Origin of the sequence: Nocardia vinacea NBRC 16497 (genome assembly GCF_000308835.1) — a bacterium.
In the GTDB taxonomy this organism is placed as follows: Bacteria; Actinomycetota; Actinomycetes; order Mycobacteriales; family Mycobacteriaceae; genus Nocardia; species Nocardia vinacea.
Map to the genome: position 1 here is coordinate 1 of NZ_BAGN01000162.1, position 23,635 is coordinate 23,635.

Genomic DNA, 23,635 nt, shown 5'->3' on the forward strand with positions numbered 1-23,635 from the left:
AACCTGCCCCAGGCAGTCCCGGCGCACCCGATCCGGGACTCGATCCCTGTTGTGCTTTTCGCGTCCAGGGCGTCACTACGCCAGCTAGAGCGCCATCCCCCGCATCCCCTTCCACATCCCCGTCATCGACAGCCGGCTCCACACCGGCGTCCCACACCAATGGACTGGTCACGAATCCCCCTTCAACACCCGCTTGACCCGAACATCACCTCCGGTCGGCAGCACCTGTTCCACGACCTGCCCCGAATCCGGATCAACAGTGACGATCTGGGTGGCGTCGACGGCCACACCGACTCGGGTGGGGGCGTTGGATCGGTAGTCCCAGAAGACCAGATCCCCCGGCGAGACCGCAGCCGTATCGACGCGCTGACCGCAAACCCCCTGGGCGGCAACCGCACTCGGCAAAACGACGGCCGACCGAGCGGTGGTTGTCGAGCTCGACGGCCGCCCGCAGGCAACCTGAGTCGACTCCGCTCGCGGCATCGTGGCACCCGATGACGAGCCGACCGTGCCGTCCCCGGTGCCCGTGGCCGTCTGGAGACATTGACCCGTCATCGCCGCACCCGATGCCGCATCGATGACGACCTTGGTCAGTGTCGCGGCATCGACGGTGCCCGGCGAACCATTGCGGCCGGGCCCGAGCGTCGCCGGGTTGCGGGCCACAGCCAGCGCGAACTGTCGCGCACACTCCACAGCGAGCCCGGTATTGACCGTCTGCAGCGGCGGCAGCTGCCACGATGCCGATCGCATCACGGACGCGCAGGAACGCTGCCATTGCGAGGCATCGGTGTCATCGGGCGCGATGGTCCATTCGGCGTACGGGTTCGTGGTCGGCACCTCGGACTCGGGAATGGTGTCGGCTGCCCGGCGCGAGGTGGTAGCGCTCGATGTCGTTGTCGTGACGGCGGGATCCGGACCGACCGCACTATCGCATTGGTAGTGCAGATCCGCAGCCGCCGACGTCGAGGTGTTCCCCGCCAGCGTCATAAGCATCCCCCCGACCCCGCACACCCCAACCACAGAAAAGAGCAGAATCCAAGCCCACGCCGGGATCATCGCGAGGACCATCAGGCGACCGATCATCGAATACCCTCTCTGCCCAGAACCGGCAAATTCAACAGACGCAGACCTGATCAGTAATTAGGCCCCGGCTCCAGCAATCGGGCTACCTCCCGCATTCCCTGCTGCCAGTTCGGATTAGGCGGCGTACGCTGCCTCGTACCCGGTATATAACCGACCGGCGTCACATTGTTCGAAGGAACTCCAGTGCCACCGTTTGCGTAGTAATCAGTATTACCGGCCCGGTAGACCTCTTCCCTTAGATTACGAATCAACTCCGGATTGGTTACATCCGCCAAGAGCTCGTGGGTTCTTTCCTCTGCGCGCCTGGCGTGATCGTTCATAATCCATTGCTTCATACGCTCTGCAGTCTCCACGTCCAAGGGCGCGCCATGCGTGCTCATGTGCGCGTTTTGCAACGCTTGATATTCCGTGAGGGCCGCTGTACCTGCCGCTGGCGCCTCATTTGTTATTACCGCGTTCAGAGCTTGCATCTTCGCCTTCGCAGCCAAAGGGTTATCGTCCATGTATTGGTTGACAAATTCCAGCTGCGGGGCATTCAGCTGGAAGCCTTCATCCAGCGCAACACCGCCTCTCCGCACTCGGCGGAATTCCCGGGCCGCCTGCTCCAAGGTGGCGAAATCCGCAGCGGTCTCGAGGGAACTACCGCCTTCTCCGTTGACGAGCAGGCGTGCCGAATTCTGCGCTTGCCGTACCGCAGCAGCCAAGAAACCGAGGTCGTTATCCTTGAACGGTTCGTTGCGGCCGGCTTTGGCGATGACCTCACGCGAGCGAGCCGCGAGTTGCGCCCCTCTCTCGTTGCGCGCACCGGCACCGAGCAAAGCCCCGAACGAATCGGCCGCCATACCACCGGCATCGATTACGCCTTGCACGCCCGCTGCGTTGCCCCGGAACGTGTCCAAACCGCCGTAAGCCCCGGCTTCCCGTCTGGCTCTGTTGGAGTAGAGCTCGCGGTTCATATACGACTGGGAATACCAGCCATAACGCCCACCGAACCGCCCATCCTCGGCCCATACCCCGCCCTGCGCCTCGGTTATCGCCCTCTTCAGCCTGGACTGTGGATGGAACGATCCGGGCAATCCCAGCATCAACCATTCGGTCAGCGGCGAGTTGGCAATCGTGCTCGCGCCGCCCATCAGGGCCATCATTCCCATACCCGACATCTTGTGGCCCGCACCGAATTGGCCCATGCCGAGTGCGACTCCACCGCCTCCGGAACCCCCGCCCGCCCGCGAACCGCCATTCTGCACCGCCAGCGCGAAGCGGTTGGCAATCCATTCGTTGCCATGGTCGAGGTTGCGGGTAAAGCGTTTCGCCTGTAGGAAGGCGACGATCATCACCAGCGCGGTAATGAACAATACGGCGGTTTCGCGGCCTTTCGCCTGTTTCAGCATCTCGTTCTCGATCAATGCCACGACCGCGACGAAAATAATTTCGGCGGCCATCCGGAAGAACGAAAAGAAGCCATGCACAATACTGCGAATCGTGAATGTCTGCGTCGGGCCGTACACATAGCCACCCGCGGCAAACCCGAAGAGGCCCATGAATCCCCAATAAATCGCGTCGAGGCCGGACCATACGATCCTGATGCCCATATACCCGAAGAAGGGCATAATCCCCAACAACATCAAAAGCAGCAGCACCAGTCCGGCACCGATCTGCCCCATATCGGGATTGTCCGCAGCCGACGCCGCAGCAGAATCACCACAGGCCTTCAGGCCTTTCTTGACCTGATTAGAATTGCCAGCCGATGTACCGGACGACCACGCGGCAGCACACGCCGGCCGTTCATCGACAATATGACCGAAATTCCACACCTGCAGCGGATGGCGCACAAAATTGTCGACCATGTTCTGCTGCAAGGTGTCTGCAACCGCGGTGGGATTCGCGTTGCCGTCGCCGTTCAGTCCCGCCGCCACGGCAAGGCCGACGTCGCGGCCTTGGGCCATCATTCCGTGCTCGGACAACACCTCACCCAGCGGATCTCTGAGAAACAACGCACTCAGGCTCGCCAGTACGAGCAAAGTCGCGATTTGGAACGATGCCTTGGCGAAAAAACCGCGAGCCACGAAGTAGGCGACAAAGAACGCGCCGAGCGTGATAAATGTGAAGAACATCGCTGTCGTCGCGAGCTGCGCGGTGAGGCTTTGGGCAGCTCCGGACAAGGGTGCGCGGATCCAATCGAGCCAACTCAGGCTGATCGCAGCATTGAACCCCCAGATCGGCAGGATCACGACCAGGAGGAAGAACGCGGACATAATGCCGAGGACCGCCGCCATCACGGTCGTCAGCGGGTGGAACAGGCTTCCGTCACTTGTGATGTATGTATACCGCGACACCGGAACCCCGTAAGAATCCCGCATATTCGTAACGCCCAGCGCGCTGTTACCGCCTGACTGCGCGGTGTCGGTATCGGATTGCGCGCCTGCCACCGCGCCGAGCGCCACCGGCAGCACAACAAGCACGAAGAATGCGACCAGCGCCCAGAAAATCCAGCGTCGGCGCCGGGTCGCGTTGATCCACAGCCAACATCGGTGCGCGAGCACCCTCGGCTGCCAGTGGACCGGATCCCAAGACTCCAGTTCACGCGCTAGATCGGAGCCATGCCACGCGCGCGACCAAGTGGGCACGGTGGCCGGGAGTCTCATGCGATTTCCTGACGTTGCGGTAATGCGGAGCGCACGGCACCCTTCCCTGAGGGCGTGCTGCTGATCGCCTCGGCGCGATCCTCCCGCGCCGGACCGAGCACCTTGCCGCGGCCGATCCGGTTGAGCGCATCGCGCATGAACATCTCGCCGCGTCGCTCTTCCGGTACTTGCCGCCCCTGACCGACCGGGGGCGAGGTCTCTTCGCGCAGAATCTGCAACAGGAACGGCGCCTCCTCCAGGTCGACGCCGAGCCATTCCAGGCTGTTGCGGGCCAGCGTTTCATCCCGCTGCCGGAAGACGAACCGATTGGGAATCAGATTGTGCGCCGCACCCTGGAAGTCCGTCGCCGGATCGTGCGACGCCAATCCGATTGCGGCCAAATGCTTTCGACCGTCACGACTGAAGTCCGAAGTCACCGCCGAGCCGACCTGCGTCTGGGTGAAATGGTGCGCTTCGTCGCCGACCAGCAGACCGAATCTGCCGTTGTCGGTGAGGAACGCTTCCCTGGCGGCAACGCCGACCAGCTCATAGAGCGCGGTGCCGAGACGCTTCGTCAGCGGCAACCGGTTGTACAGGTGCGGGGTGGTGAGTTCCTCCGCCGTCGGCAAGGCCAGATTGTGGCTGCGGACCACCGTCGCCGCGGCATCGAGCCGCAGCGGCTTCAGCTTCGGATCGAACAGCACCGGAACCCGATCGACCACGGTCCCGAGCCGAGCGGCCAAATCGGTGTAGTCCTCACCCACCCCGGGTGTGTCCCGCATCCGCCGTACGACTTGCAGGAAGTCCAGCAGACTCCGTATGCCGTGCTCGGCAACCCCCCTCGCCGACAGCAGATTGCTGGCGGCCGCGCCGGGACCGGATGTCGGCGACAGGTCCAGCAGCGGCAGAATCGAATCCAATGCCCGCTCGCCCGCGATCCGTGGGTCGAACAGGCGCAGCGGATCCAAGGACACCGTCGGATTGGCCAGATCGATGACGACCGCATTGTCGATCGAGGACGCGAAATGCTCCCATTCACCGACCTGACTGCGATCGATGGCGAGGAATTGTCCGCCCATATCGTGGACGAGCACCGCCATGAGCTTCAAGAAATAGGACTTGCCGGATCCGAGCTCACCGGTGACCGCAAACGACGCGGACAGGTCGTGCAGCGCCGCTTCCATGATCCCGAAATGGATCGGCTCGAAATTTCCGGACAACAGATTGACCCCGATTACCGGCCCACTGTCATCGCCGACCTGGCTGGTGGTGAACGGTACGAAGCCCGCCCACATATCGGAGGGCACAATATGCGCGAAATCGTCGTATGCCCGCCGCGGGGGGCTGCCGGGGATGAGCATCGACCACAGATCCACCTGCGCGCCGACCGGCGCGGTCATCTCCACATTGAAGCGCCGGTACCGGCGTTTGAGCGTGTTCACCGCATCGGTCGTCGTATCGCGCGATGCTCCGCCGATCGCGATCACGGTTGTGAACGACACCTCGGATTCACCGCCGTTGACCTCGAAATGCTGGTTGTACTCGCCCAACATCTGCGCCTTCGACATCAGCGTGTTCTGCGCGAAGGAAACCTCCTGATCCCGCTGGTCCATCTGTTCACCCAGCCGCCGCAGACTCAGCTCATTATTCTTGAGCACCTGCTCCGCCGGTTTGGTCGATATCCGCATGCCCCAGTCGACCGTGACGTCCTGCATACCCTCGAGCACACTGAGGAATTCACTGCCACCCGGAAAGGACATGCCCGCATACGGGAATGAGCGCGGTGTCAGGACCGCCTGGTACGAGGGTTGGAAAACCAGATCCGGCTGTACCACCTTGATCACCGGCACGAAGGAGGGGCGGATGCGTCGATTGCTGTCGGCCTGTGCGCCCTCGTCCAGGGCAGCCGATCGGAAGACGGCCGATGTCGCATCGTCGAGCACTCCAGCCCGGGTCGGGGCGACCGGATCGCCCACCGCGCCGCGGCTCAGATAGTGCTCCCACAACCATTGGAACAGCGCGGCAGGTACGGGAACCGGGTCGAAATCGCCACCGATGCGCGAGAGGATCTCATTGGCCTTCTCGTCGTAGGCATCCAGGTCGGCACGCGACAGCGCGGCGGCATCGATTGTCGTCGTGGTGCCACGCCACATCCGCGACAATGCCGAAATACCCGAATTGCTGGCCCCGACCGGGATCGACAGCAAATATATCCGGGTCTGCGGCTGAATCGCGCGGACCCGCTCGAAGGAGGACACCACCTCGGTGGCGTAATCTTCGCACTCGTCCAGATCAACGCCCTCGACCATTTTACTCAGCACGTCGAGGGTATTGAGGCGAGCCTGGATACCGAGCAGCAGTGAGCCGTTCGGCAGACTATTGATCAGCGAATGATGGGCCGCTTTGACATCGAATTTGTCGCCTGCCTTGCGCAAGCCATAACCCAGCGGGTTGATGAAGTAGTTGGCAGTTACCAGACCGCCGTGCGTGAATTGCAGATGTCCGCGAATGGCGGCGGTCGGCTGCAGATCTCGTTCGAATGCCATCAGTTCCGCCCTCCGGGTAACGCGCCATTGCCCGTATCTGCAGCCTGCGGCAATGCCTTGCTCCATCTTTCGAGAATGTTGAGCGGACGCTCGCTCGCCAGTACTGCTACCGCTGCCCGGTCATCGATATCGGCGACCTTACGATCTGGCAACAGGATCACCACGCTCTCCTCGACGAAGAGGGTGTGCCGCCCGGACTCCTCACCAACCGGCATACCCGAGGCGGAGACCGGCCTGCGGATGACGATCAGCCGGCCGATCCACAGAATCCGCGATACCAATCGCACGCCCGTATACGGCACCAAGCCCAGTGCGACGACGGTGACTACGGTGAGCACCAGACCCACCACGAAGGTGATGGCCGGATTCGCGGGCAGTGTCATGGCCAGCACCGAGCTGATCACCATGAGCACCCCGGCACCGATCATCTGCGGCAAGGTGTACGGCCCGAACGGGAGCTTCTGCCCGTTCTGGGCCTTGCCGATCATGGTGGGAACCCGTTTGATCGGCGTGAACACCTTGACGACTTGGGTCACTAGCGGTACACCCCGCCGATCGGTTGATCCTGGACGATCCTGGTGTTGGTGTCGACACGTACGTAGTTGGCCAAGGTGGGCAACGTCCAGAACAGCACCACCGCCAGCAACGCCGAGAGAGTCACGCCGATGAGCCTGCCCGGCGACAGCTTCGACTTCACCCCCTCGGAGACGAGAATGATCAAGCCGGCACCGACGATGATGATCATCCCCGACCAACGGATGAAGATCAGCCCGTTGTACAGGATGATGCTCATTTGACTACCCATGGTGATGCCTTTCTGTTCAGTTCTGTGTCGCCGGTGGGATCGACACCGCGGAACTGGGTGCTGTGGTCGCTGTGCTGGTCGGGGCGCTGCCCGACCCTTGTTCGGCGGCGACTACCGTCATGGGTTCGCGCAGTTCGGGCATCGAATCCAGGTACTCCACCTGCCACTGCCCGCTGTTCTGAATCATCGTGAGGGGGTAAGCGAGAGTCGGCGCGGCACCGCTGGCGGTCTTCGGGTTGATCGTGACGAGTACGCGGGCGTTCGATCCGCCGACACCGCAGCCACCTTCGTCGGATGACACCGTGGTGGCCTCGATCGAAGTGAAAGGCGCGGGCCGTAGTGCCGCGATACCGGAGTTCGGCACGGTGTAGCGGGCGATATCGCCGGAGCCGGTGAGATATGCCGACAGAAATCCGGAGGACACCTGTGCCAGTGGCGATTCCGCGCCACAGGGATTCTGGTATCCCAGCACCAGATCGATGCCGCGTCCCGGCGGCTCGACCGCCGCGGGCACCGCCAACGCGCGACGTCTGCCGTCGGCTGCCACCGATACGGCTACGCGGTAATACTCGCGATTACCAGTCGCCGCCGCGCCAGCGCCCGCCTTGGCGGCCTTGACCGAAACCGTGACCGACCAGACGTCGAACGCGTCGGTGCTCACGTTGCGCGAGGTGAACACGACGATCGGATCGGATACCTGTCGCCCGGTCGCGGGCAGGGTGATCTGCTGTCCAGCACCGACGTACTCGCCGAGGCGTTCCTGCTGACCGGAGGCGGAGCTCAGGTAGGTGACCACGAACTCCTCGGCGAACGACTCCGCCAGCCGGGCATGGCCGATGATGGCGCTCGACATGGTATCCGGTGCCTTCGCGACCGGTTTATCGGCGAACCAACCGAGGATGGTACGTCCACCGCCGAGCACCGCGAGCACGGCAATGACCGCGACGATGGCATTGTCGCGGCGGCGACGTGCGGCCATCCGGCGAAGTAATTCTTCGCCCGAATCTGCCTGCCTGCCAGCCGTTGTCCGCACTCTCGAAATGGTAGAGAGCCGAACCGGTCCCAATTGCCCCGCTGTTCCCGTGCCTGGGAACAACGACAATCAGTTAGGCAGGGCTACGTTTCATGCGGTCGACCAGCCAATGACGCAGCTGATCGTCGTAACCGACCGGCGCGTGCGGCTCGACGGCCTGCTGGTGCGGCTCCAGCACGGGCACGTCATCGGCGACCCGCACCAACTGCGCGATCGCCAGCTGCCGAGTCGAATATCCGGGGTACGGATACAGCAGCAGCGACGTCGGCGTATAGCCGCCGCCATAGTTCAGAGCCCGCATCGTGACTCCGGCAGTTTCCCCCTGACGCAGCCGATCACTGATCTCGATCAACCGGACCCGATCGTCCGGATGAAATACGTCGATGGGTTGGAACAGATAATCCCAACGCACCCATGGCGCCGGATCGGTGAGCCAATGCGAAATGCTGGTGTGTTCGAGCTGGACAACCGCCAGGTGAGTTCCGGCCCGTCGATGCGCCTCACGCAACCCGACTCGCTCCAGCGTGGCCCACGAGGCGGGCTGATCATCGGAGGAGACGTCCTCGATCAGCCACCAGGCCCCTCGGGTCCGCTCGTCGTCACGGGCCCGGATCGTGATGCGCCAGCGCCCGGTTCGACCGGAGCTGTGCGCCACAGTGACATCGAACTGCAGCTTGTCCCCCGGCTTGGGGTCGTAGAGCAGATCGAGTACTTCCGCGTGACGATCGAACGCCGACATCCGATGGAACAGCTCCGCGATCGACATCCTCGGCACATATTCCTCCGGCGCACTGCCGGAGAGCCGGGTGACACCGATGGGCTGTTGAATGGTTTGCGAATTCAGATCCCAGATCGCGCCGACGGCGGCACACAACTCCGGGGTCTGCGCGGCCGTCGGTCCGAGCCAGAGTCGGATCGCGTGCACATCGCCCGCGGGCCCGAATATCGGCCGGATCTTCAGCTCGTGTATACCCGAACGGGTCGGGATCCGCAGATCCACATCCTCGGCCTGGTCGCGTGCCGCCTGCATGGCCGCGGCCAACCGCGCGGTTGTCAGACTGTCATAGACCGCAGGCATTTTCGCCAGTAGCCGTTGGAGAACCCGCGGCCAGCCCGCGAACTCACGCGGCGCTTCCCCCACCGAAGCCACGGACATCGCGTCCGGCGTCAACGTTTCGATGGTCACCCATGGGATTACTGCGTCGCTACGCATCTCGCTTGCCCGTACCAGCCGTTCCTCCGGAATCATGACTCCGCTGAGCCATGATCGTGACCTGTTCAATGTACCGTTGTTTAGCGGTCCAATCAACAGGTCAGGAACAGGTTCACCTGAACGAAGTCTTGTGATTCATACCGGACGGAGCAAACCGAATGCTGGTTTCTTAACCTAGTCCTAAGACAGAATGAACAGCGGCACAGGCATTCCCGGGCACACGCGCACCGCCGAGTGCCCCGAGAAACCCACCTGACCTGCTCCGACTCCGCCACGCAACGGCGTGCGAACGGCATGGAACGACGCGGCAGCCGAACCGGCGTGACGGCACGGATCGAACACCGCACCACCACGCCGGTTCGTAAGGCGAATCGCGCTGTTAGCCGCCAGTTTTCCAGGCGACCTTATCGACCCGGATTACTCGTCGCCGACCTCGTCGGCCGCCGCCTGGGCCATCATCGCGAGCAGACCCGCACCCGCCAGTACGCCGAATGGGTCCAACTCCGACGGAATCACGCGCAGTGCGGTCAGGAAGCCGAGTCGGGCGTGCGTCGCCACAGACGCGGCGAGCGGCTTCCACAGCGCCGGCCCAGATTTCGCAACGGTGCCGCCGATGACTACCAGATCGATGTCCAGCAGCGACGCCACCGAGGCGATCGCCCGGCCGAGGGCCGTGCCGGCCCGATGCAGCGCCGACACGGCGATCTCGTCGCCGGCCTCCGCTGCCTCGGCGAGGGCTTCCACGGAGTTTCCGATCCATCCCTGACTGTTGGCCCATCGCAATATCGAGCGTCCACTCGCGATGGCCTCCAGGCAACCGCGCCCCCCGCATTCGCAGAGGTCCTCGAAACCGGGGACCAGGACGTGGCCGAAATGCCCCGCATTACCGGTACGCCCCACCACGACGAACCCACCAACCATGACCCCGGCGGCGATCCGCTGCGAGATCACCACCGACAGGGAGTCCGCTGCCACATTGGTGGCGCCGAAATTCCGCTCGGCCAGGGCCAGACACACACCATCGAGTGCGAGTTGCACTGTCGCGACCGGAAAGATCTTCTGCACAGCGTCCACAAGAGCGAAACCGGCTCGCCACTCCGGGATCTCGGCCGGAGCCACCACCCCGGCCGCCATGTCGACCGGCCCCGTCGAACCGATCCCGACGGCCGTGACGTCGGTACCGTCGGCGCACTCGAGCAGCAGATCACGGCAGGCAGCCCACGCGGCACTGGAAGGTATCGGAAGCCTGCGAACCTCCTCGGGATCGACGTCTTCGCCGACGCGAGTCGCCGCGAACCCCTCGGGGCCGATCTCCAGAGCCAGAACTGTCATGAGCCACCCACCGCCACAAGAATTTCCACTTACTGCCCGGACGCCAATTCGGCACCACCGGTCCCGGCCGACCGTAGCCGATGCCCGAGCACGATACGCCGTCGCGGTGTCGCGGGCACAAGTTCAGCGCACACCGGCCGGGTGCTGTTGCGAATAATGCGAAGTGGCCGCTTGTGATCGATCGGGGCGGTGCGGTGCCGATCGAGATTTTCCACTACCCGGCCCGCGCTGTCGTAGGCCACTCCGGCCCAGATCATCGCTCGCGGGCCGTCGCCACGTTCGGAGAGCGTCTGCGCCAGCTGCTCACACTTGGCGAACAAGGGGCAGTGGTGGCAGGTCTGAATGGCAGCCCGCCAGGAATCCGGGGTGCCGACATCGAGGTCCCAATCGTCCGGACCATCCGCGCAGGGCGGTCGGTGCGCGGCCTTGGCCGCGGTGGGGATCGTCGAAATCTGTGTCGCCGTTTGCGATCCGATCGCTGGCCGACGTGCCTGCATGATGCTCATAGCCGTCTCCGAGACTGCCGAGGGGCACACGTCGCGCAAGACGTGTCCCAATATCGGGCGGGCATCAGGGCTGCTCAACAGTCCCCGGAATCCGGCAGTGAACTGCCGTATGACGCACGTTAACTTACGATCCGTTACCGGGCAACCGTTTCCGCCGCTATGTAACGGCACATTGACCAAGTAGTGATCCCGACGTATCGTTGAGTAACGGCACGTTCATCCACGGGCCGCGTCCTACGGGGTTAGTTGTGGTTTCCTGTGAGGTATGGCTGTGCAGTCGGAATACACGATCGATGAATTGGCCCGGGTAGCCGACACCACTGTGCGCAGCGTGCGCGTCTACCACGAGCGCGGACTCCTGCCCTCACCCGAGGTGCGGGGACGGATCGGTTACTACCGCTCCGACCATCTGGAGCGCCTGCAGACGATCAGCAGACTGCTCAGCCGCGGCATGAAGCTGAACGGGATCCGGGAACTGCTGGAGGCCTGGGATCGGGGCGATGGTCTGGCCGACGTGCTCGGTGTCGCGGCCGACCAGTCGACCTTCGATCCGCCCACCAACCCACAGCATGCGGGCGCCCGTGATGAGCAGTCGGCCGAACTGCCGGACTACGTGAAGCAGGCCCTCGCCTCGAGTGACGACCCGCTGGAGGCCTACCGCCTGACCAATCCGCGCTGCTGCGATCTGGCCACCCGGCTGGTAGATGTCGGCCTCCCGGCATCGGCCGCCTTCGAATTGGTCGAGCGGCTGCGCGCCGACAGCGATCGGATCGCCGATCGCTACGCCACCGAACTGTTCTACAGCCTGGCCGGGCGCGGTTACGAACAATCCGAGCGCACCCCGAAGGATCGCACCAAACTCGAGACCGATCTGGCCATAGCGCGACTGATAGTCACTCGCGCCACCTCGGAGTTGATCGATCAGGCCTTCGCCAGACACTCCGAACTGCCGCCGAGCCCTTAATATTTCATCCGTACGGAGCGGTATGAATATTTCGCTCCGCGAACGCGCATCGCTCTTCGGCGGGCGACCGCATTTCAACCATGTCGAACATGAAATGATGTGTCGCCGGTAACAGCTATTGAATTCTTTCCGGATTACTTACGAATCATCGTGAGTCCAAAGGGGTTTCAACACTCGACCGGCCATTATATTTGTACGAGTGTTCGGGCGATCAGATAATCTCGTTGACACGCGGCTCAGGTCGGGCAAGACAGACCGCCCAAATGCGTTGTCGGACTTGGAGTACTGGGATACGGCGCGGTGGCGGCCACGTGCGGTGTTCCGTCGATGCGGGCAATGGGTCGGCGCAACTCGACTGCGGCGGATAACGGCCCGGCTACTGCTCGGCGTATTCGTGCTATTTATTGTTCCGATGTCGATCGGCGCGGTAGCGACGGCGCAGACGGGAACCGCTACCACCGGGGCCTCGACCATCGATGCCGTCGGTTGGATGAATGTCCGGGATTCGCACGGAGTTCCGCTGGCCAATTATGTCTTCGCGACGAATCACGGCAGTATCCTGCATCCCGGGAACGCGGCGTTGTCGACCGCGCTCGATCTGGAATTCGCGGGGTTCATGGCCACCGAGGTCACCGGCATCTGGGCGATCGACTATGTGGTGAGCTTTCGCTGGCTCGACCTGGTCGCGGAGCCGCTGAGCGGGGTCGCCGACACCCTGGCCGGTCAAGTCGGCACGCCCCTCATCTTCGTGCTGGCGGTAACCATCGGTGGGGTACCGGTGGCCTGGTTCGTTGTGCGCGGATACTTCTCCAAGGCCACGCTGCAAGTACTGACGATGATCGGGGTCGCGATGTTCAGCGTGCCCTATCTGGCACATCCGCTGGCCGATGTGCTGTCCTCGGACGGCCTGCTCGCACAGGGCCGCGATGTCGGTGTCGCGGTAGCCGCCGGCCTCAACGGTGAATCGAATCCGAGCCCGAATGCGGTGGTGGACTCGATAGAGGGCACACTCGCCGACAACTTCGTGCGTTATCCACTGCAGGTATGGAACTTCGGCCATGTCGTCGACGATTCACCGGCCTGCCGCGCCGCCTGGTCGGACGGGGTGCTCGCCGGTAGCGATGACAAGGTCACCAGCGGCATGAAACGTTGCGGCGACGCCGCGGCGTACACCAAGATCCAGAATCCCAATGCGGGCCAGATCTGCACCGGCCTGCTGTTGCTGATCTTCGCCGCAGTCCTGCTGATGTTCGGCGTCTACTTGTCGGGCAAGATCGTCGTGGCCGCTGCGGAGGCGATTTATCACGCCTTTATGGCCATATTCGGCTTCGCCGCAGGCGGATACGTCTACGGACCGAGCCAGACCTTCCTGCTGCGCAATCTCGTCGATGCCTTCGTATCGTCTGGAAAAATGGTCGCGTTCACCGTCTATCTCGGCGTCTACGCCTTGGTGCTCGGCGATGTGTTCAAACAGGCGAAAGGCCACGGCATCGCGGTCATCTTCATCGGCGGATCGTTCATGATCGTCGGAATCGTATTGCTGCGTCGCATGAGCCACAGCCTTGCCGCCGGAACCGGGCGGGTAGCCAACCAGATCAGTGGCGTGCTCGCCAGCGGACATGCCAGCCAGTCCGGTGGCGGTGGCGGCGCCATGATGGGAGCGGGCGGCGGCATGTCCGGAACCCAGCAGCTCATAACCGGACTCGCGGCGCTCAACACACTGAACGCATCGCCGGTGACCGAATACCTCATGGGCCGTAAACGATCGCCGTTGAGTTCGCGCGCCGGGATGCGGCAGCAAGCGGAGCTGGCGAATATGCGGATGGCGGTCGAGGCGGACCGGTTCGGGTGGATCCGCAATTACTACCGTACGCGCGAGCAGATCATCGACTCCGCCAGGTCCGCCGCCGCGACGTATGGCCATACGCCGATGGGCGCCGCCGTCGCGATCGATCGCGTAGTCGACCGCGGCGCCAGCCTCGGCGATGCCGAAGCGGCTTTGTTCAGTGCCGGATTCACCGATAAGGAGATGCGAACCAACGCCATCAAGGCCTACAACTACCGCACGAGTTGGGGGCCGAATATGTGGGACGGGGACAAGCATGTCGGGCAGGCCATCGCCTCGCTCGGCGTACTCAAATTGGGCGAGACCCCGGCCAACGTCGCGCTGTTCAAGCGGACCGCGCATCGGCTGGCGGAACGTCGCTTCGCCGATCCCGATCTGCAGTTCAGCAGCTTCACCGCGCCGGAGCAGCAGTTCCTGCGCAACTACTTCAGCAGCCCCACCGAGCCGGTTATCCATGCCATTCGGGATGTTGTGTCGGGCACCGGGAATACGTTGCCCAACCTGACCGGCACCGTAACCCGAGACCGTGCCGCATTGATGAACAGATTCATCAATGTGCACCTCAGCCGGGAGTACCTGGCCGCCGCCGAAGCCGAGAACTTTGCCGGAGCCTCGGAAATCCTGCAGAAGATGGCACTGCCCGAGTACTGGACGGGGAGCAGCACCCTCACCCCGTCCAAGGCCATTCCAACGTTCTAGCCTCGGTCTTTCGCGCGCGAAGTGTGCTGGGGGTTGCGCCGTCGGTGGCTGTATTCGGCGGCGCGGGAGCCGGCATGTTCGTCGATCGCAGTCCACTCATCGGCCCGTGAAGGCGGGTGGTCTGCGATCCAGCATGGCCGCGACCGCCTCGCGGTGATCTTCGGTGTGATGTGCGGCCGCCTGCATCGCCGCGGACAGCTCGAGGTGGCTGTCCAGGCTCTGTTGTCGGCCCTCGCGCAGTAATCGCTTCGTCATCCGCAGGACATGCGGTGGGTTGGCGGATATCCGGGCGGCGAGGCGGTGGGCCGTGTCCAGGAGGGCGTCGGGTTCGACCACATCGGAGATCAGGCCCCACTCGAGCGCGATACGCGCATCGATCGGTTCACCGGTGAAGGCCATCTCGCACGCACGGGCCATGCCGATCGCCCTCGGCAGCAGCCACGAGCCACCGTCGCCGGGCACGAGTCCGACGCGGACGAAGCTCTCGGCGAATACCGCGGTGCGCGCGGCGATCCGCAGATCGCACAGCAGCGCCAGATCACAACCCGCACCGATGGCCGGACCATTGACGGCGGCGATGGTGGGGACCTCACAGTGGTACAACGCTTTTGCAATACGCTGGATGCCGTGCCGGTACCCCTGGCGCAGCTCCGCCGGTCCGCCACCGAACATTCCGGCACGATCGCGCATCTGCTTCAAGTCGCCGCCGGAGGAGAAGGCCGTCCCTGCCCCGGTGAGAATCGCCGCCCGCACGCTGTGGTCCCGATCGACCGCCGTCACCGCGTCCTCGAGGGCGGTAATCGTGTCGGCCGCGGATATCGGGTTGCGCGCCGCCGGGTGGTTCAGTGTCCAGACGACGACATGGCCGACACGGTCGATGCGGATCGGCTCAGTCATTGTCGTCTCCGGCCTTCTCGCGCAATACAATTCGAATATCGACCGGGACGATGCCGGAACCGGAAGCGATCACCGGATTGAGGTCGAGCTCGGATATCTCCGGGTGCGTGGCAACGAAATCGCCGACGCGGACCAGAAATCGGGCCAACGCGTGCCGGTCGACCGCCGGGAGATGGCGGTAGCCGTCGAGCATGCGGGCGGCGATCGTCTCGTCGACCATCTCGCGGGCCTCGAACTCGGTGAAGGGCGCGGCGCGAAATGTGACGTCTCGCAATGCCTCGACCATCACCCCACCGCTACCGAAGGCCACCACCGGCCCGAAAATCGAATCGTGAGTGGCGCCGACCAGCAGTTCGATTCCGGCATCGGCCATGGGGGCGACGATCATCCCGTCGATGCGGGCGTCGGGCACATGCGCATGGACAGAGTCGATGATCGACTGTGCGTGCTGGGCCGCCTCGGCGGTCAGCACACCGACCTTGACCCCGCCCACCTCGGATTTGTGGATGACCTGCGGGGAAACAACTTTCAGCGCGCACGGTCGCCGATAGTCGGCGACGGCCGCAGCCACATCCTCGACAGTGCGTGCAAAAGTCCATGCGCCGAGGTCGATTCCGGCGGCGGCGACCACCCGCCGTGCGGACGGTTCATCGAGGAGTCCCGATCCGGGGATGGCGGGGGCCGATGGCGGAAGTACGAGCGCGGAGCGTTGCGAGGCAGTCGCCAGCCGGCGACCACGCCCATCCAGCGCCGCCACGACCCGCACGGCGTGATCGATGGAGCTGAGCACCGGTATGCCGCCGGCCCGCAGCCGGTCGTGGTTGGCAATGTCGAGACCGGCGTAGCAGCTCTGGATCACCAGGGGGACACCGTGTTCGGCGGTGAGTGTGAGCAGCATTCCGGCGGCGGCATCCTCGATCGCGCGCAGCTTCGGGTCGAAGCGCAGGTGGTAGCCGCCATAGAGGCCGATGACCAACACGAGACCGACCTCGGGATCGGATATGAGGATCTCGGCAGCCTCGGCGAACACCAAGGGGTCGGTGTCGGTGGCACCGGCCACGTCGACCGGATCGGCCACGGCCGCGGTAGCGCCGAGTAGGTGCCGCAGCCGCTTCTGGGTCCGCTCGCCGAGCCGGGCCAGTTCGATGCCGCGGGCGGCGAGGGCGTCGGCGGCCAGCGTGGCGTGGCCACCACCGTCGCTGAGGATCGCGACCTTGCGCCCCGGGGCGATCGGGGCGCAGTCGGCAAGGGCGCCGGCGACGACCGCGAGCTCGTCGGAGCGCTCGACGAGCTCCACCCCGGCCTGCCGCAGCACAGCCGTCGCCACGGCGTCGGATCCGGCGATCGAGCCGGTGTGCGACCGCGCGGCGCGGCGCCCCACCTCAGAGCGCCCACCGCGCAGCACGGCAACCGGTTTATCCGGCACGGCACGAGCGGCGGCGACCAGGAACGACCGTCCGTCGACGAATCCCTCGAAATGAATGGCCACGACGCCTGTACCCGGATCACGGACGAATTCGGTGAGACATTCGTCGTACCGGATATCGGCCTGGTTACCCAGTCCCACGCAGACGTGGAAACCCGGACCTTTGGTCGCCTGATCATCGTTGACCAGCGACAGCAGCATATTCCCGCTCTGCGTGATCACACTGATCGGGCCGCACGGAACATCCTCGAGGCCAACGAGATTCGCGCCCGAGGCGACGTTGAGCAGGCCCGATGTGTTGGGCCCGATGACCCGAATGCCGGTCTCGGCGATCGCCGATGCGAGCGCGGCGGCGAATTCGGCGCCGGGTCCCCCGATCTCTCCGAAACCGTTGGCGAGGACGACAGCTCCGGCGAACCCCGCCGCGGCGCACTGGCGCAGCGTGTCGGGGACAGCAGCGGCGGGCAAGGCGATCAGCGCGACGTCGACGCCGCACGGGAGCCGATCGATCGAGGAGTACACATCGAGGCCGAGGATCCGCGGTGCCGTTGGGTGCACCGGGTAGATGAGATGGGCGTAGCCGGACTGCTGCAGGGCACGGATGGCCTGGAAGCCGCGCTTGGCCGGATTGGCGGACGCGCCGACGATGGCGATGGAATGTGGGTCGAACAGCCGCTCCAGCGCTGTGCGTGCGGGCGCGGCGAGGCTGGACGCGCGGTCGTCGATGGTGGTCATCGCTACTTTCCTTCGAAGACGGGGGTGCGGCGTTCGGCGAATGCGGCGACGCCCTCGGCCCAATCCCGGGTGGCCATCAGTGCCAGGAGGTCGCGCGGTTCAGCGGCGAGCGCGACGTCGAGAGGGTCATCGCGGTGCAGTGCCGCCTTCATCCGAGCCAGCGCGAGTGGCGCCTTCGCCGCGAGGGTTTCGGCTAACGCTCGAGCCGACCCGAGCAGCAGATCCCCGGGTACCGCGGAATGGGCCAGCCCCCAATCGAGTGCCTGCCGACCGGTAAATCGCTCTCCGAGGATCAGCATGTCCGTGGCCCTACGCAGGCCGACCAGACGCGGAAGCCGGTTGGTCACACCACCACCGACGAAGGTGCCGATGCTCACCTCGGGAAACCCCATCTGCGCGTCCTCGGCCATGACCAGGAAGTCCGCGCTGACGGCCAGCTCCGCACCCGCACCGAGGGCATATCCGTTGACTGCCGCCACCACCGGGGTGGACATCGTCTGGATCTGCTCGCAAGCGCGCTGGCCCAGCTCGACATAGCGCGCCTGCTCCGCGGGTGTCATGGTGCCGGACTTGTGCGCTTTCAGGTCGGCACCCACGCAGAACGCCCGTCCGGCACCGGCGAGGACGACACAGCGGATACCCGGATCGAAGTCGGCGACATTCAGTTCGTCGACCAGCGTCCGGTACAGCTCCGCGCTGACGGCGTTGAGCCGTTCGGGGCGGTTCAGAACGAGCGTCGCGATGGAACCGGATCTGCTCACCAGCACGGTGGACATGGGCCTCACTTCTTCCTCGGCGGGTTCAACACCCGCACTATGCCATATATTTTGCAGACAGTACATCTTCTGCAATTTCTATTGCGCAAGGCCGGTTGGGCATGTTTCATGTCACTACTTGCGATCGGGCAACGGCCCCACGGCTTATGGAAGAAGGCATCGTGCCTACCTCGGGAAATCTGAAGCACAGCATCAACACTCGGCAGCTGACGATGATCGGCATCGGTGGCGTGATCGGCGCCGGTTTGTTCGTCGGCAGCGGCAAAGCGATCTCCGCGGCAGGCCCGAGCATCGTCATCGTCTACCTACTCACCGGCCTGGTGATCATCCTGGTAATGCGCATGCTTGCGGAGCTGGCGACGGCCAGCCCCGAAACGGGATCGTTCTCGAGCTACGCCTCCCGCGAACTCGGTACCTGGGCCGGACTGTCGGTGGGCTGGGTCTACGCCTATCACTGGTGTGTCACAGTCGCTTTCGAGGCAATTGCCGGCGCGGCGGTCGCCGATCAGCTCCTACCGTCGGTGCCGACCTGGCTGTATTCCCTGATCTTCATGAGCGCCTTGACCGGCGTAAACCTCACGGCGGTAACATCTTTCGCGCGTTTCGAGTTCTGGTTCGCCATGATCAAGGTCGTCGCGATCGTCGCCTTCATCGGAATCGGCATCGCGGCCATCTGCGGCCTGCTTCCGCACTACCAGGCGCCGGGAACGACCAACTTGCTCGGGCACGGTGGCCTGTTTCCGAATGGCGCGACGCCCTTGCTCGTAGCGTCGTTGACGGTGTTCTTCTCCTACTTCGGCACCGAGCTGGTAACGATCGCCGCGGGCGAGGCGCAAGATCCGGTCAGCGCGGTGCGCGCGAGCATGCGCAGCGTCGCCGGACGCATCCTGATCTTCTACGTCGGCTCGATACTTGTCGTCGTCACGCTATTGCCCTGGAACGCAACAGAAGTTACGCAGAGCCCGTACACCGCGGTGCTGAGCCTGCTCGGCATTCCCGGTGCGCGGACCATCATGAATCTGGTCGTACTCACGGCGGTGTTGTCGTGCCTGAACTCGGGTCTCTATTCGTCATCGCGGATGCTGTTCTCGCTCTCGCACCGCGGTGAAGGCCCTCGCGTGCTGGGCAGGACCGCCCGCTCCGGGGTGCCTGTCGCCGGTGTTCTCGCCGCCTCCAGCGCCGGATTTCTGGCGGTCGTGGCGAACTACTTCCTGCCCACCGGAGCGGTTTTCACCTTCCTGCTCAGCTTCTCGGGTGCGGTCGCGGTCGTTGTCTACCTGTGCATCTGCGCCACCCAGATTGTCGGACGTCGCCGCAAGACCGCGGCGCAGATCACCGCACTGCCGGTGAAGATGTGGGGCGCTCCGTACCTGTCCTACGCGGTCGGAGTCGTCCTGCTGGCCATCGTCGGTGGAATGGCCATGAGCTCCGGTACCCGTACGCCGCTCGCGCTGACCCTCCTGGTCACCGCGACCGCGGTCACTGCCGGCCTGATTCATCAGCGCCGCGCCGGTGCGGCACAGCTGGCTACGGCGGAGTAGCCGACCGCCCCGGTGTCAATCGGGGGCGTAGACGCCGAACTCTTCCAGCAGCTTTTCCTCCTCGAGCAGTGTCGGGCGCACTTCGTGCCCCAGGGTTTGTGCGACGGCACCCGTCATTGCCTGGGCGAGGCAGGTGAAGGCGGTCATCGATCGCAGGATGCTGGCGCTGGACGCATCGACATAAAACGTGTCGTGCGCGGACGCCGCCAGCGGCGATACAGCGGTATCGGTCAATGCGATGACGTGGGTACCGCGCTGTCGAGCCCACTGCGCCGCACGCACGGTGTCGAGGCTGTATCGATGGATCGATATCGCCACGAAACAATCGCCGGCACGCACCCGACGCAGTTCATCGGTCAGCGTTCCCGCGGTGGCATCGATCGTCGACACATCCTCGCGCAGCATCCGCAGCAGGTAGGTGAGCAGATACGCCGGGGCGTGGCATTTGCGCAGACCCATCACATGCACCCGGGGAGCATGGGCCAGCCGATCTACTGCCGAATCCCACATCGCGTCGTCGATGCGCGCGAAGGTGCGGGCGATATTCGCTTGATCCAGCGCCACGGTCTGTTCGCGCACCCCGACACCTTCGGCCACGAGGTGCTCGAGATTGTCGAAGCGGCGTAACAGCTGCGCTTGCTCCTGCAACCGTTCGCGACACAATCGCGTCAGCCCCGGATACCCCTTCAGACCCAGACCATTGGCAAAGCGCACGACCGTGGCCTCATTGACATTGACCGCGGCGGCGAGCTCGGAGACAGTCATGAAGGCCACCGCTTCGGGATCCGACAGCACTCGCTGAGCCAGTTTCTTGTGCGCGGTGGACAGCGAATCCATCCGGCGGCGTATCTCGACTGCCAGCTCGTCGAAGCTCGCGGAACCGGTCGTCGTCTCCGCGTTCGTATCCACCGAACCTCCTCCGAAACCTCGCACCGCTTGCCCTGCACACGCGGTTGTCTGCCAAGTTAGCCGATTCCGCTGACCGTCCTCGAGGCCACGCTGCTACACCATCCGGAAAGTCCATGCCGCCAGCCGGTCGTCGGGACGCAAACCAGTGCCCAGTCCGCCGGTCTTGATCAAGACGGGCTGGTGCGGCCGGGGTCCAGACCTACCAGCGGTGGTCACGGCCGGGGCGGTTCACACAGGATGAGCTCGGTGCTGTTCTCGATGACAGGAGGAGGATTTCCGGTCGAGCACGACTTCAGGTCGCGCGCTACTCTCAGCCGACCTCGAACAACCGCGCCGCCATGCGACGACTTGGCTTTCCGCTCGGCAACTGGGGCAGCCGCTGCACGATGCGCAGCTGCCCCGGAATCTGGTGCTCGGCCAAATGCGCGTGGCAGTGGCGCATGATGTCGCGTTTGGTGGTCTGTGAACCCGCACGCAAATGGACGACGGCCGCGACGTCATCGCCGAGATGTGGATGCGGCACCCGCGTCGCGAGCGACGAGACGACGTCGGGATGTTCGTCCAGCGCGGCCTCTACGTCGACCGGCGCCACCGCATGGTCGCCGCGGTGCGCGATTTCACTGAGCCGCCCCAGGATTCGCAGGCGCCCGTCTTCTTCCTGGCGCGCCACGTCACGCGTCCGCAGCCAGCCGTCGGCGGTGAAGGCGGCAGCGGTGGCCGCAGGATTGCCCACATATCTGCTGAACAGTGCCGTGCCGCGGACTTCCAGTTCGCGCCCGCCCGCGATTTCGTCACCGGCCAAACGGAATTCGACACCGGTCGGTGTACCGACCGTCCCGGGCACCCGTTCCCACGACGGCGGATCGGCCGCCGCCTGATGGCTGGTTTCGGCGAGTTCCAGTGCCTCCACGACCGGGCAGTCGAGCAGACGTTCCGCGCGCTCGGCCGCGAGGCGGGACAGCGGGGCCGAGGCGGTGCGTAGAAAACGCATGCCGCGCGCCCGCTTTCGCGATGCCACCAGTCCCGCGGTGATGCCGGCCAGCTGCATCGGCATCACCGTGAGCCAGGTCGGTGCCGCCGCATCCAGCAGTCGGTGCGTTTGTCGCGCCTCACCCGCGGCGGGCAGCACCATGGTGCACCGGCTGCGCAGCGTTGCCATCAGATTCGCGAACAGGCCGTGGCTCTGCGCCCACGGCAGCAGCGCGATGGTCCGGTCGTCCGGTGTGAGTGCGAAATGGTCTGCGACAGCGGCGATTCCGGCCGCGATATTGGCTTCGGACAGTGCCACCGCCTTCGGCGCCCCGGTGGAGCCGGAGGTGAACAGGATCAGCCGGTCGTCCTCCTGCACCGTGGGTGCGGGCACCGTCGGCACCCAGCCGACGCGGCGCGCAGGCGGGGCCGGGATCCACTCCAGCTGCGCCGGGGGCTCGAACGGGTTGCGCCACAATAGCGTCGGCAACTCGATCGAAGCGAGGGTCGGCGCGACCACCACTCGGGGCCGAGCCAGTGTAAAAATCTGCTGTTTCTCCCGCGCGCTCAGCCGCGGATCCACCGGCGCGAATACCGCACCGATATTCCAGGCGGCCGACATTACGACGGCGAAGGCAGGCGAATTCGGTAGTTCGGCAACCACAACGTCACCCGCACCGACGCCATTCTTCTGCAAAGTCCATGCGACGGTCTCGGCCCATGCCTCCAGCTGACCGAATGATAAGAGCGGATCGGCATCGGCGGAAACAAGAAACAGCCGATCGCAGGCATCCATCAATTGTCCTTCCGATGGCACGGGGGTGTCCCACTCCCGTTGCGGAATTCGAGATTCCGCAATCGGGAGTGGGGTCACGAACGGCACCCATCGCAGGTCGCGGCGGCTTTCCCCGGCACCTCCCGGCAAGGGGGAACAAGAGGTGAGCAATGGAACCCGAAGGGCCGCGCGACCAACGCCTTTCCGCATCGTGACGCCTCCAGCACCACATCGAGGTCCAATTCTTAGCGGTGCCAGGGCAGAACAGTACCGCCGCAACACGGCCGCCCGCACAATCCCCGTTCCCATTTTTGGGAACGCGACTTACGCTGCACTGTCTGGGATCAACCGGAGGGTGCATGTCTGGTCAGTACGAGCCGATCGGCCGCAAAAGGGATGCGGCCGCAACGCGACTCGCCATTTTGGCGGCGGCACAACAACTGTTCGCCGAACGCGGCTACGAGCGCGCCACGGTACGCGAGATAGCCGCACGTGCCGGGGTGAATCAGGCGCTGTTGTTCCGGTACTTCGGCAATAAGGACGAACTGTTCCGTGCGTCGATAGCGGACCGGGGTCGGCGCGTGCTCGAGGAGGGACCTGCCGAAGCATTGCTCGGCCGCCTACTCGCACGCGCGCTCGAGCCGACCGGCTCTGCGGCACAGGCACATTGGCTACAGGCCGCGCTGCGCTCGAGCGGACATGACGAGGGTGCGGCCGCGGTGCGGCGGGAACTGGGCGACGAGTACGTGGGCGCGCTTTCCGCACTCACTGATGGAGCCGATGCCGAGTTGCGTGCCGATCTCCTGCTCGCCTGGCTGCTCGGCATCGGTTTGGTTCGCTCGGTACATCGCCGAGATCCGCTGGCCAGCGCCGATCCGGCGACGGTTGCCGAGCATGTGCTGCGTGCCGCGCGGGTGCTGCTGGAACGGGTGGATGTGAAATTTCCACCGTCATAA

Annotated in this window: 18 protein-coding genes; 4 read left to right on the forward strand and 14 right to left on the reverse strand. The window is 64.5% G+C overall.

What is annotated here, in order from left to right; genetic code table 11:
* Positions 1 to 168: 168 nt before the first annotated feature.
* The 9 genes from ON44_RS21480 to ON44_RS46955 form a co-directional block, all read right to left on the reverse strand.
* Positions 169 to 987: a hypothetical protein gene (locus ON44_RS21480; protein ID WP_157187242.1), complete on the reverse strand. Its 819-nt coding sequence runs from the start codon at positions 985 to 987 to the stop codon at positions 169 to 171.
* A 146-nt stretch (positions 988 to 1,133) separates the two neighbouring features.
* A complete protein-coding gene (locus ON44_RS21485) occupies positions 1,134 to 3,728 on the reverse strand; it encodes a hypothetical protein (protein WP_157187243.1) in 2,595 nt (864 codons plus the stop codon).
* Positions 3,725 to 6,253: an ATP-binding protein gene (locus ON44_RS21490; RefSeq protein ID WP_040692869.1), complete on the reverse strand. Its 2,529-nt coding sequence runs from the start codon at positions 6,251 to 6,253 to the stop codon at positions 3,725 to 3,727. Before ON44_RS21490 ends, ON44_RS21485 begins: the two co-directional genes overlap by 4 nt.
* The gene (locus ON44_RS21495) at positions 6,253 to 6,789 is read right to left on the reverse strand and encodes a hypothetical protein (RefSeq protein ID WP_063721602.1); all 537 of its coding nucleotides are present in this window, start codon (positions 6,787 to 6,789) and stop codon (positions 6,253 to 6,255) included. The genes ON44_RS21490 and ON44_RS21495 overlap by 1 nt, the downstream gene beginning before the upstream one ends.
* The gene (locus tag ON44_RS21500) at positions 6,789 to 7,046 is read right to left on the reverse strand and encodes a hypothetical protein (protein ID WP_245567270.1); all 258 of its coding nucleotides are present in this window, start codon (positions 7,044 to 7,046) and stop codon (positions 6,789 to 6,791) included. The genes ON44_RS21495 and ON44_RS21500 overlap by 1 nt, the downstream gene beginning before the upstream one ends.
* 28 nt (positions 7,047 to 7,074) lie before the next feature.
* Positions 7,075 to 8,091, reverse strand: a complete 1,017-nt coding sequence (locus ON44_RS21505; RefSeq protein ID WP_245567271.1) for a conjugal transfer protein — start codon at positions 8,089 to 8,091, stop codon at positions 7,075 to 7,077.
* Positions 8,092 to 8,164: 73 nt separating this feature from the next.
* Positions 8,165 to 9,277 carry a GAF domain-containing protein gene (locus ON44_RS21510; protein ID WP_040693001.1) on the reverse strand — a complete coding sequence of 371 codons (1,113 nt, stop codon included), beginning with the start codon at positions 9,275 to 9,277 and terminating at the stop codon, positions 8,165 to 8,167.
* 444 nt (positions 9,278 to 9,721) lie between these two features.
* A complete protein-coding gene (locus tag ON44_RS21515; protein ID WP_040692875.1) occupies positions 9,722 to 10,636 on the reverse strand; it encodes an ROK family protein in 915 nt (304 codons plus the stop codon).
* 29 nt (positions 10,637 to 10,665) lie between these two features.
* Complete coding sequence (locus ON44_RS46955; RefSeq protein ID WP_051182293.1) at positions 10,666 to 11,142, reverse strand: hypothetical protein; 477 nt, start codon at positions 11,140 to 11,142, stop codon at positions 10,666 to 10,668.
* Between the two features lie 265 nt (positions 11,143 to 11,407).
* On the opposite strand from ON44_RS46955, the gene ON44_RS21525 reads away from it, so the two are divergent.
* Positions 11,408 to 12,106 carry a MerR family transcriptional regulator gene (locus ON44_RS21525; RefSeq protein WP_040692877.1) on the forward strand — a complete coding sequence of 233 codons (699 nt, stop codon included), beginning with the start codon at positions 11,408 to 11,410 and terminating at the stop codon, positions 12,104 to 12,106.
* Positions 12,107 to 12,518: 412 nt separating this feature from the next.
* Positions 12,519 to 14,651, forward strand: coding sequence for a hypothetical protein (locus tag ON44_RS21530; RefSeq protein ID WP_040692879.1), 2,133 nt, complete (start codon positions 12,519 to 12,521; stop codon positions 14,649 to 14,651).
* 96 nt (positions 14,652 to 14,747) lie between these two features.
* Here ON44_RS21530 and ON44_RS21535 read toward each other — a convergent pair whose 3' ends face one another.
* From ON44_RS21535 to ON44_RS21545, 3 genes are read right to left on the reverse strand one after another with little or no spacing between them, the layout of a single operon-like run.
* The gene (locus tag ON44_RS21535) at positions 14,748 to 15,548 is read right to left on the reverse strand and encodes a crotonase/enoyl-CoA hydratase family protein (protein ID WP_040692881.1); all 801 of its coding nucleotides are present in this window, start codon (positions 15,546 to 15,548) and stop codon (positions 14,748 to 14,750) included.
* Positions 15,541 to 17,709, reverse strand: a complete 2,169-nt coding sequence (locus tag ON44_RS21540) for an acetate--CoA ligase family protein (RefSeq protein WP_040692883.1) — start codon at positions 17,707 to 17,709, stop codon at positions 15,541 to 15,543. Before ON44_RS21540 ends, ON44_RS21535 begins: the two co-directional genes overlap by 8 nt.
* A gap of 2 nt (positions 17,710 to 17,711) precedes the next feature.
* Entirely contained in the window at positions 17,712 to 18,485 is a 774-nt protein-coding gene (locus ON44_RS21545; RefSeq protein WP_040692884.1) for an enoyl-CoA hydratase/isomerase family protein, read from the reverse strand.
* A 161-nt stretch (positions 18,486 to 18,646) separates the two neighbouring features.
* On the opposite strand from ON44_RS21545, the gene ON44_RS21550 reads away from it, so the two are divergent.
* Complete coding sequence (locus ON44_RS21550; RefSeq protein ID WP_218007615.1) at positions 18,647 to 20,026, forward strand: amino acid permease; 1,380 nt, start codon at positions 18,647 to 18,649, stop codon at positions 20,024 to 20,026.
* Between the two features lie 15 nt (positions 20,027 to 20,041).
* Here the strand turns inward: ON44_RS21550 and ON44_RS21555 are convergent, their stop codons facing one another.
* Positions 20,042 to 20,935, reverse strand: a complete 894-nt coding sequence (locus ON44_RS21555) for a MurR/RpiR family transcriptional regulator (RefSeq protein WP_218007616.1) — start codon at positions 20,933 to 20,935, stop codon at positions 20,042 to 20,044.
* A 310-nt stretch (positions 20,936 to 21,245) separates the two neighbouring features.
* On the reverse strand, positions 21,246 to 22,700 hold the full coding sequence (locus tag ON44_RS21560; RefSeq protein WP_040692886.1) for a class I adenylate-forming enzyme family protein: 1,455 nt from the start codon (positions 22,698 to 22,700) through the stop codon (positions 21,246 to 21,248).
* Positions 22,701 to 23,038: 338 nt separating this feature from the next.
* On the opposite strand from ON44_RS21560, the gene ON44_RS21565 reads away from it, so the two are divergent.
* On the forward strand, positions 23,039 to 23,635 hold the full coding sequence (locus ON44_RS21565; RefSeq protein WP_040692887.1) for a TetR/AcrR family transcriptional regulator: 597 nt from the start codon (positions 23,039 to 23,041) through the stop codon (positions 23,633 to 23,635).

What these genes read in the sequence shown, in the direction of transcription:
- ON44_RS21485 (WP_157187243.1), bottom strand. Translation starts at nt 3,728, where the DNA reads ATGAGACTCCCGGCCACCGTGCCCACTTGGTCGCGCGCGTGGCATGGC.
- ON44_RS21490 (WP_040692869.1), bottom strand. Translation starts at nt 6,253, where the DNA reads ATGGCATTCGAACGAGATCTGCAGCCGACCGCCGCCATTCGCGGACAT.
- ON44_RS21515 (WP_040692875.1), bottom strand. Translation starts at nt 10,636, where the DNA reads ATGACAGTTCTGGCTCTGGAGATCGGCCCCGAGGGGTTCGCGGCGACT.
- ON44_RS21565 (WP_040692887.1), top strand. Translation starts at nt 23,039, where the DNA reads ATGTCTGGTCAGTACGAGCCGATCGGCCGCAAAAGGGATGCGGCCGCA.
- ON44_RS21535 (WP_040692881.1), bottom strand. Translation starts at nt 15,548, where the DNA reads ATGACTGAGCCGATCCGCATCGACCGTGTCGGCCATGTCGTCGTCTGG.
- ON44_RS21525 (WP_040692877.1), top strand. Translation starts at nt 11,408, where the DNA reads ATGGCTGTGCAGTCGGAATACACGATCGATGAATTGGCCCGGGTAGCC.
- ON44_RS21480 (WP_157187242.1), bottom strand. Translation starts at nt 987, where the DNA reads ATGACGCTGGCGGGGAACACCTCGACGTCGGCGGCTGCGGATCTGCAC.
- ON44_RS21560 (WP_040692886.1), bottom strand. Translation starts at nt 22,700, where the DNA reads ATGGATGCCTGCGATCGGCTGTTTCTTGTTTCCGCCGATGCCGATCCG.
- ON44_RS46955 (WP_051182293.1), bottom strand. Translation starts at nt 11,142, where the DNA reads ATGAGCATCATGCAGGCACGTCGGCCAGCGATCGGATCGCAAACGGCG.
- ON44_RS21540 (WP_040692883.1), bottom strand. Translation starts at nt 17,709, where the DNA reads ATGACCACCATCGACGACCGCGCGTCCAGCCTCGCCGCGCCCGCACGC.
- ON44_RS21500 (WP_245567270.1), bottom strand. Translation starts at nt 7,046, where the DNA reads ATGAGCATCATCCTGTACAACGGGCTGATCTTCATCCGTTGGTCGGGG.
- ON44_RS21530 (WP_040692879.1), top strand. Translation starts at nt 12,519, where the DNA reads ATGTCGATCGGCGCGGTAGCGACGGCGCAGACGGGAACCGCTACCACC.
- ON44_RS21545 (WP_040692884.1), bottom strand. Translation starts at nt 18,485, where the DNA reads ATGTCCACCGTGCTGGTGAGCAGATCCGGTTCCATCGCGACGCTCGTT.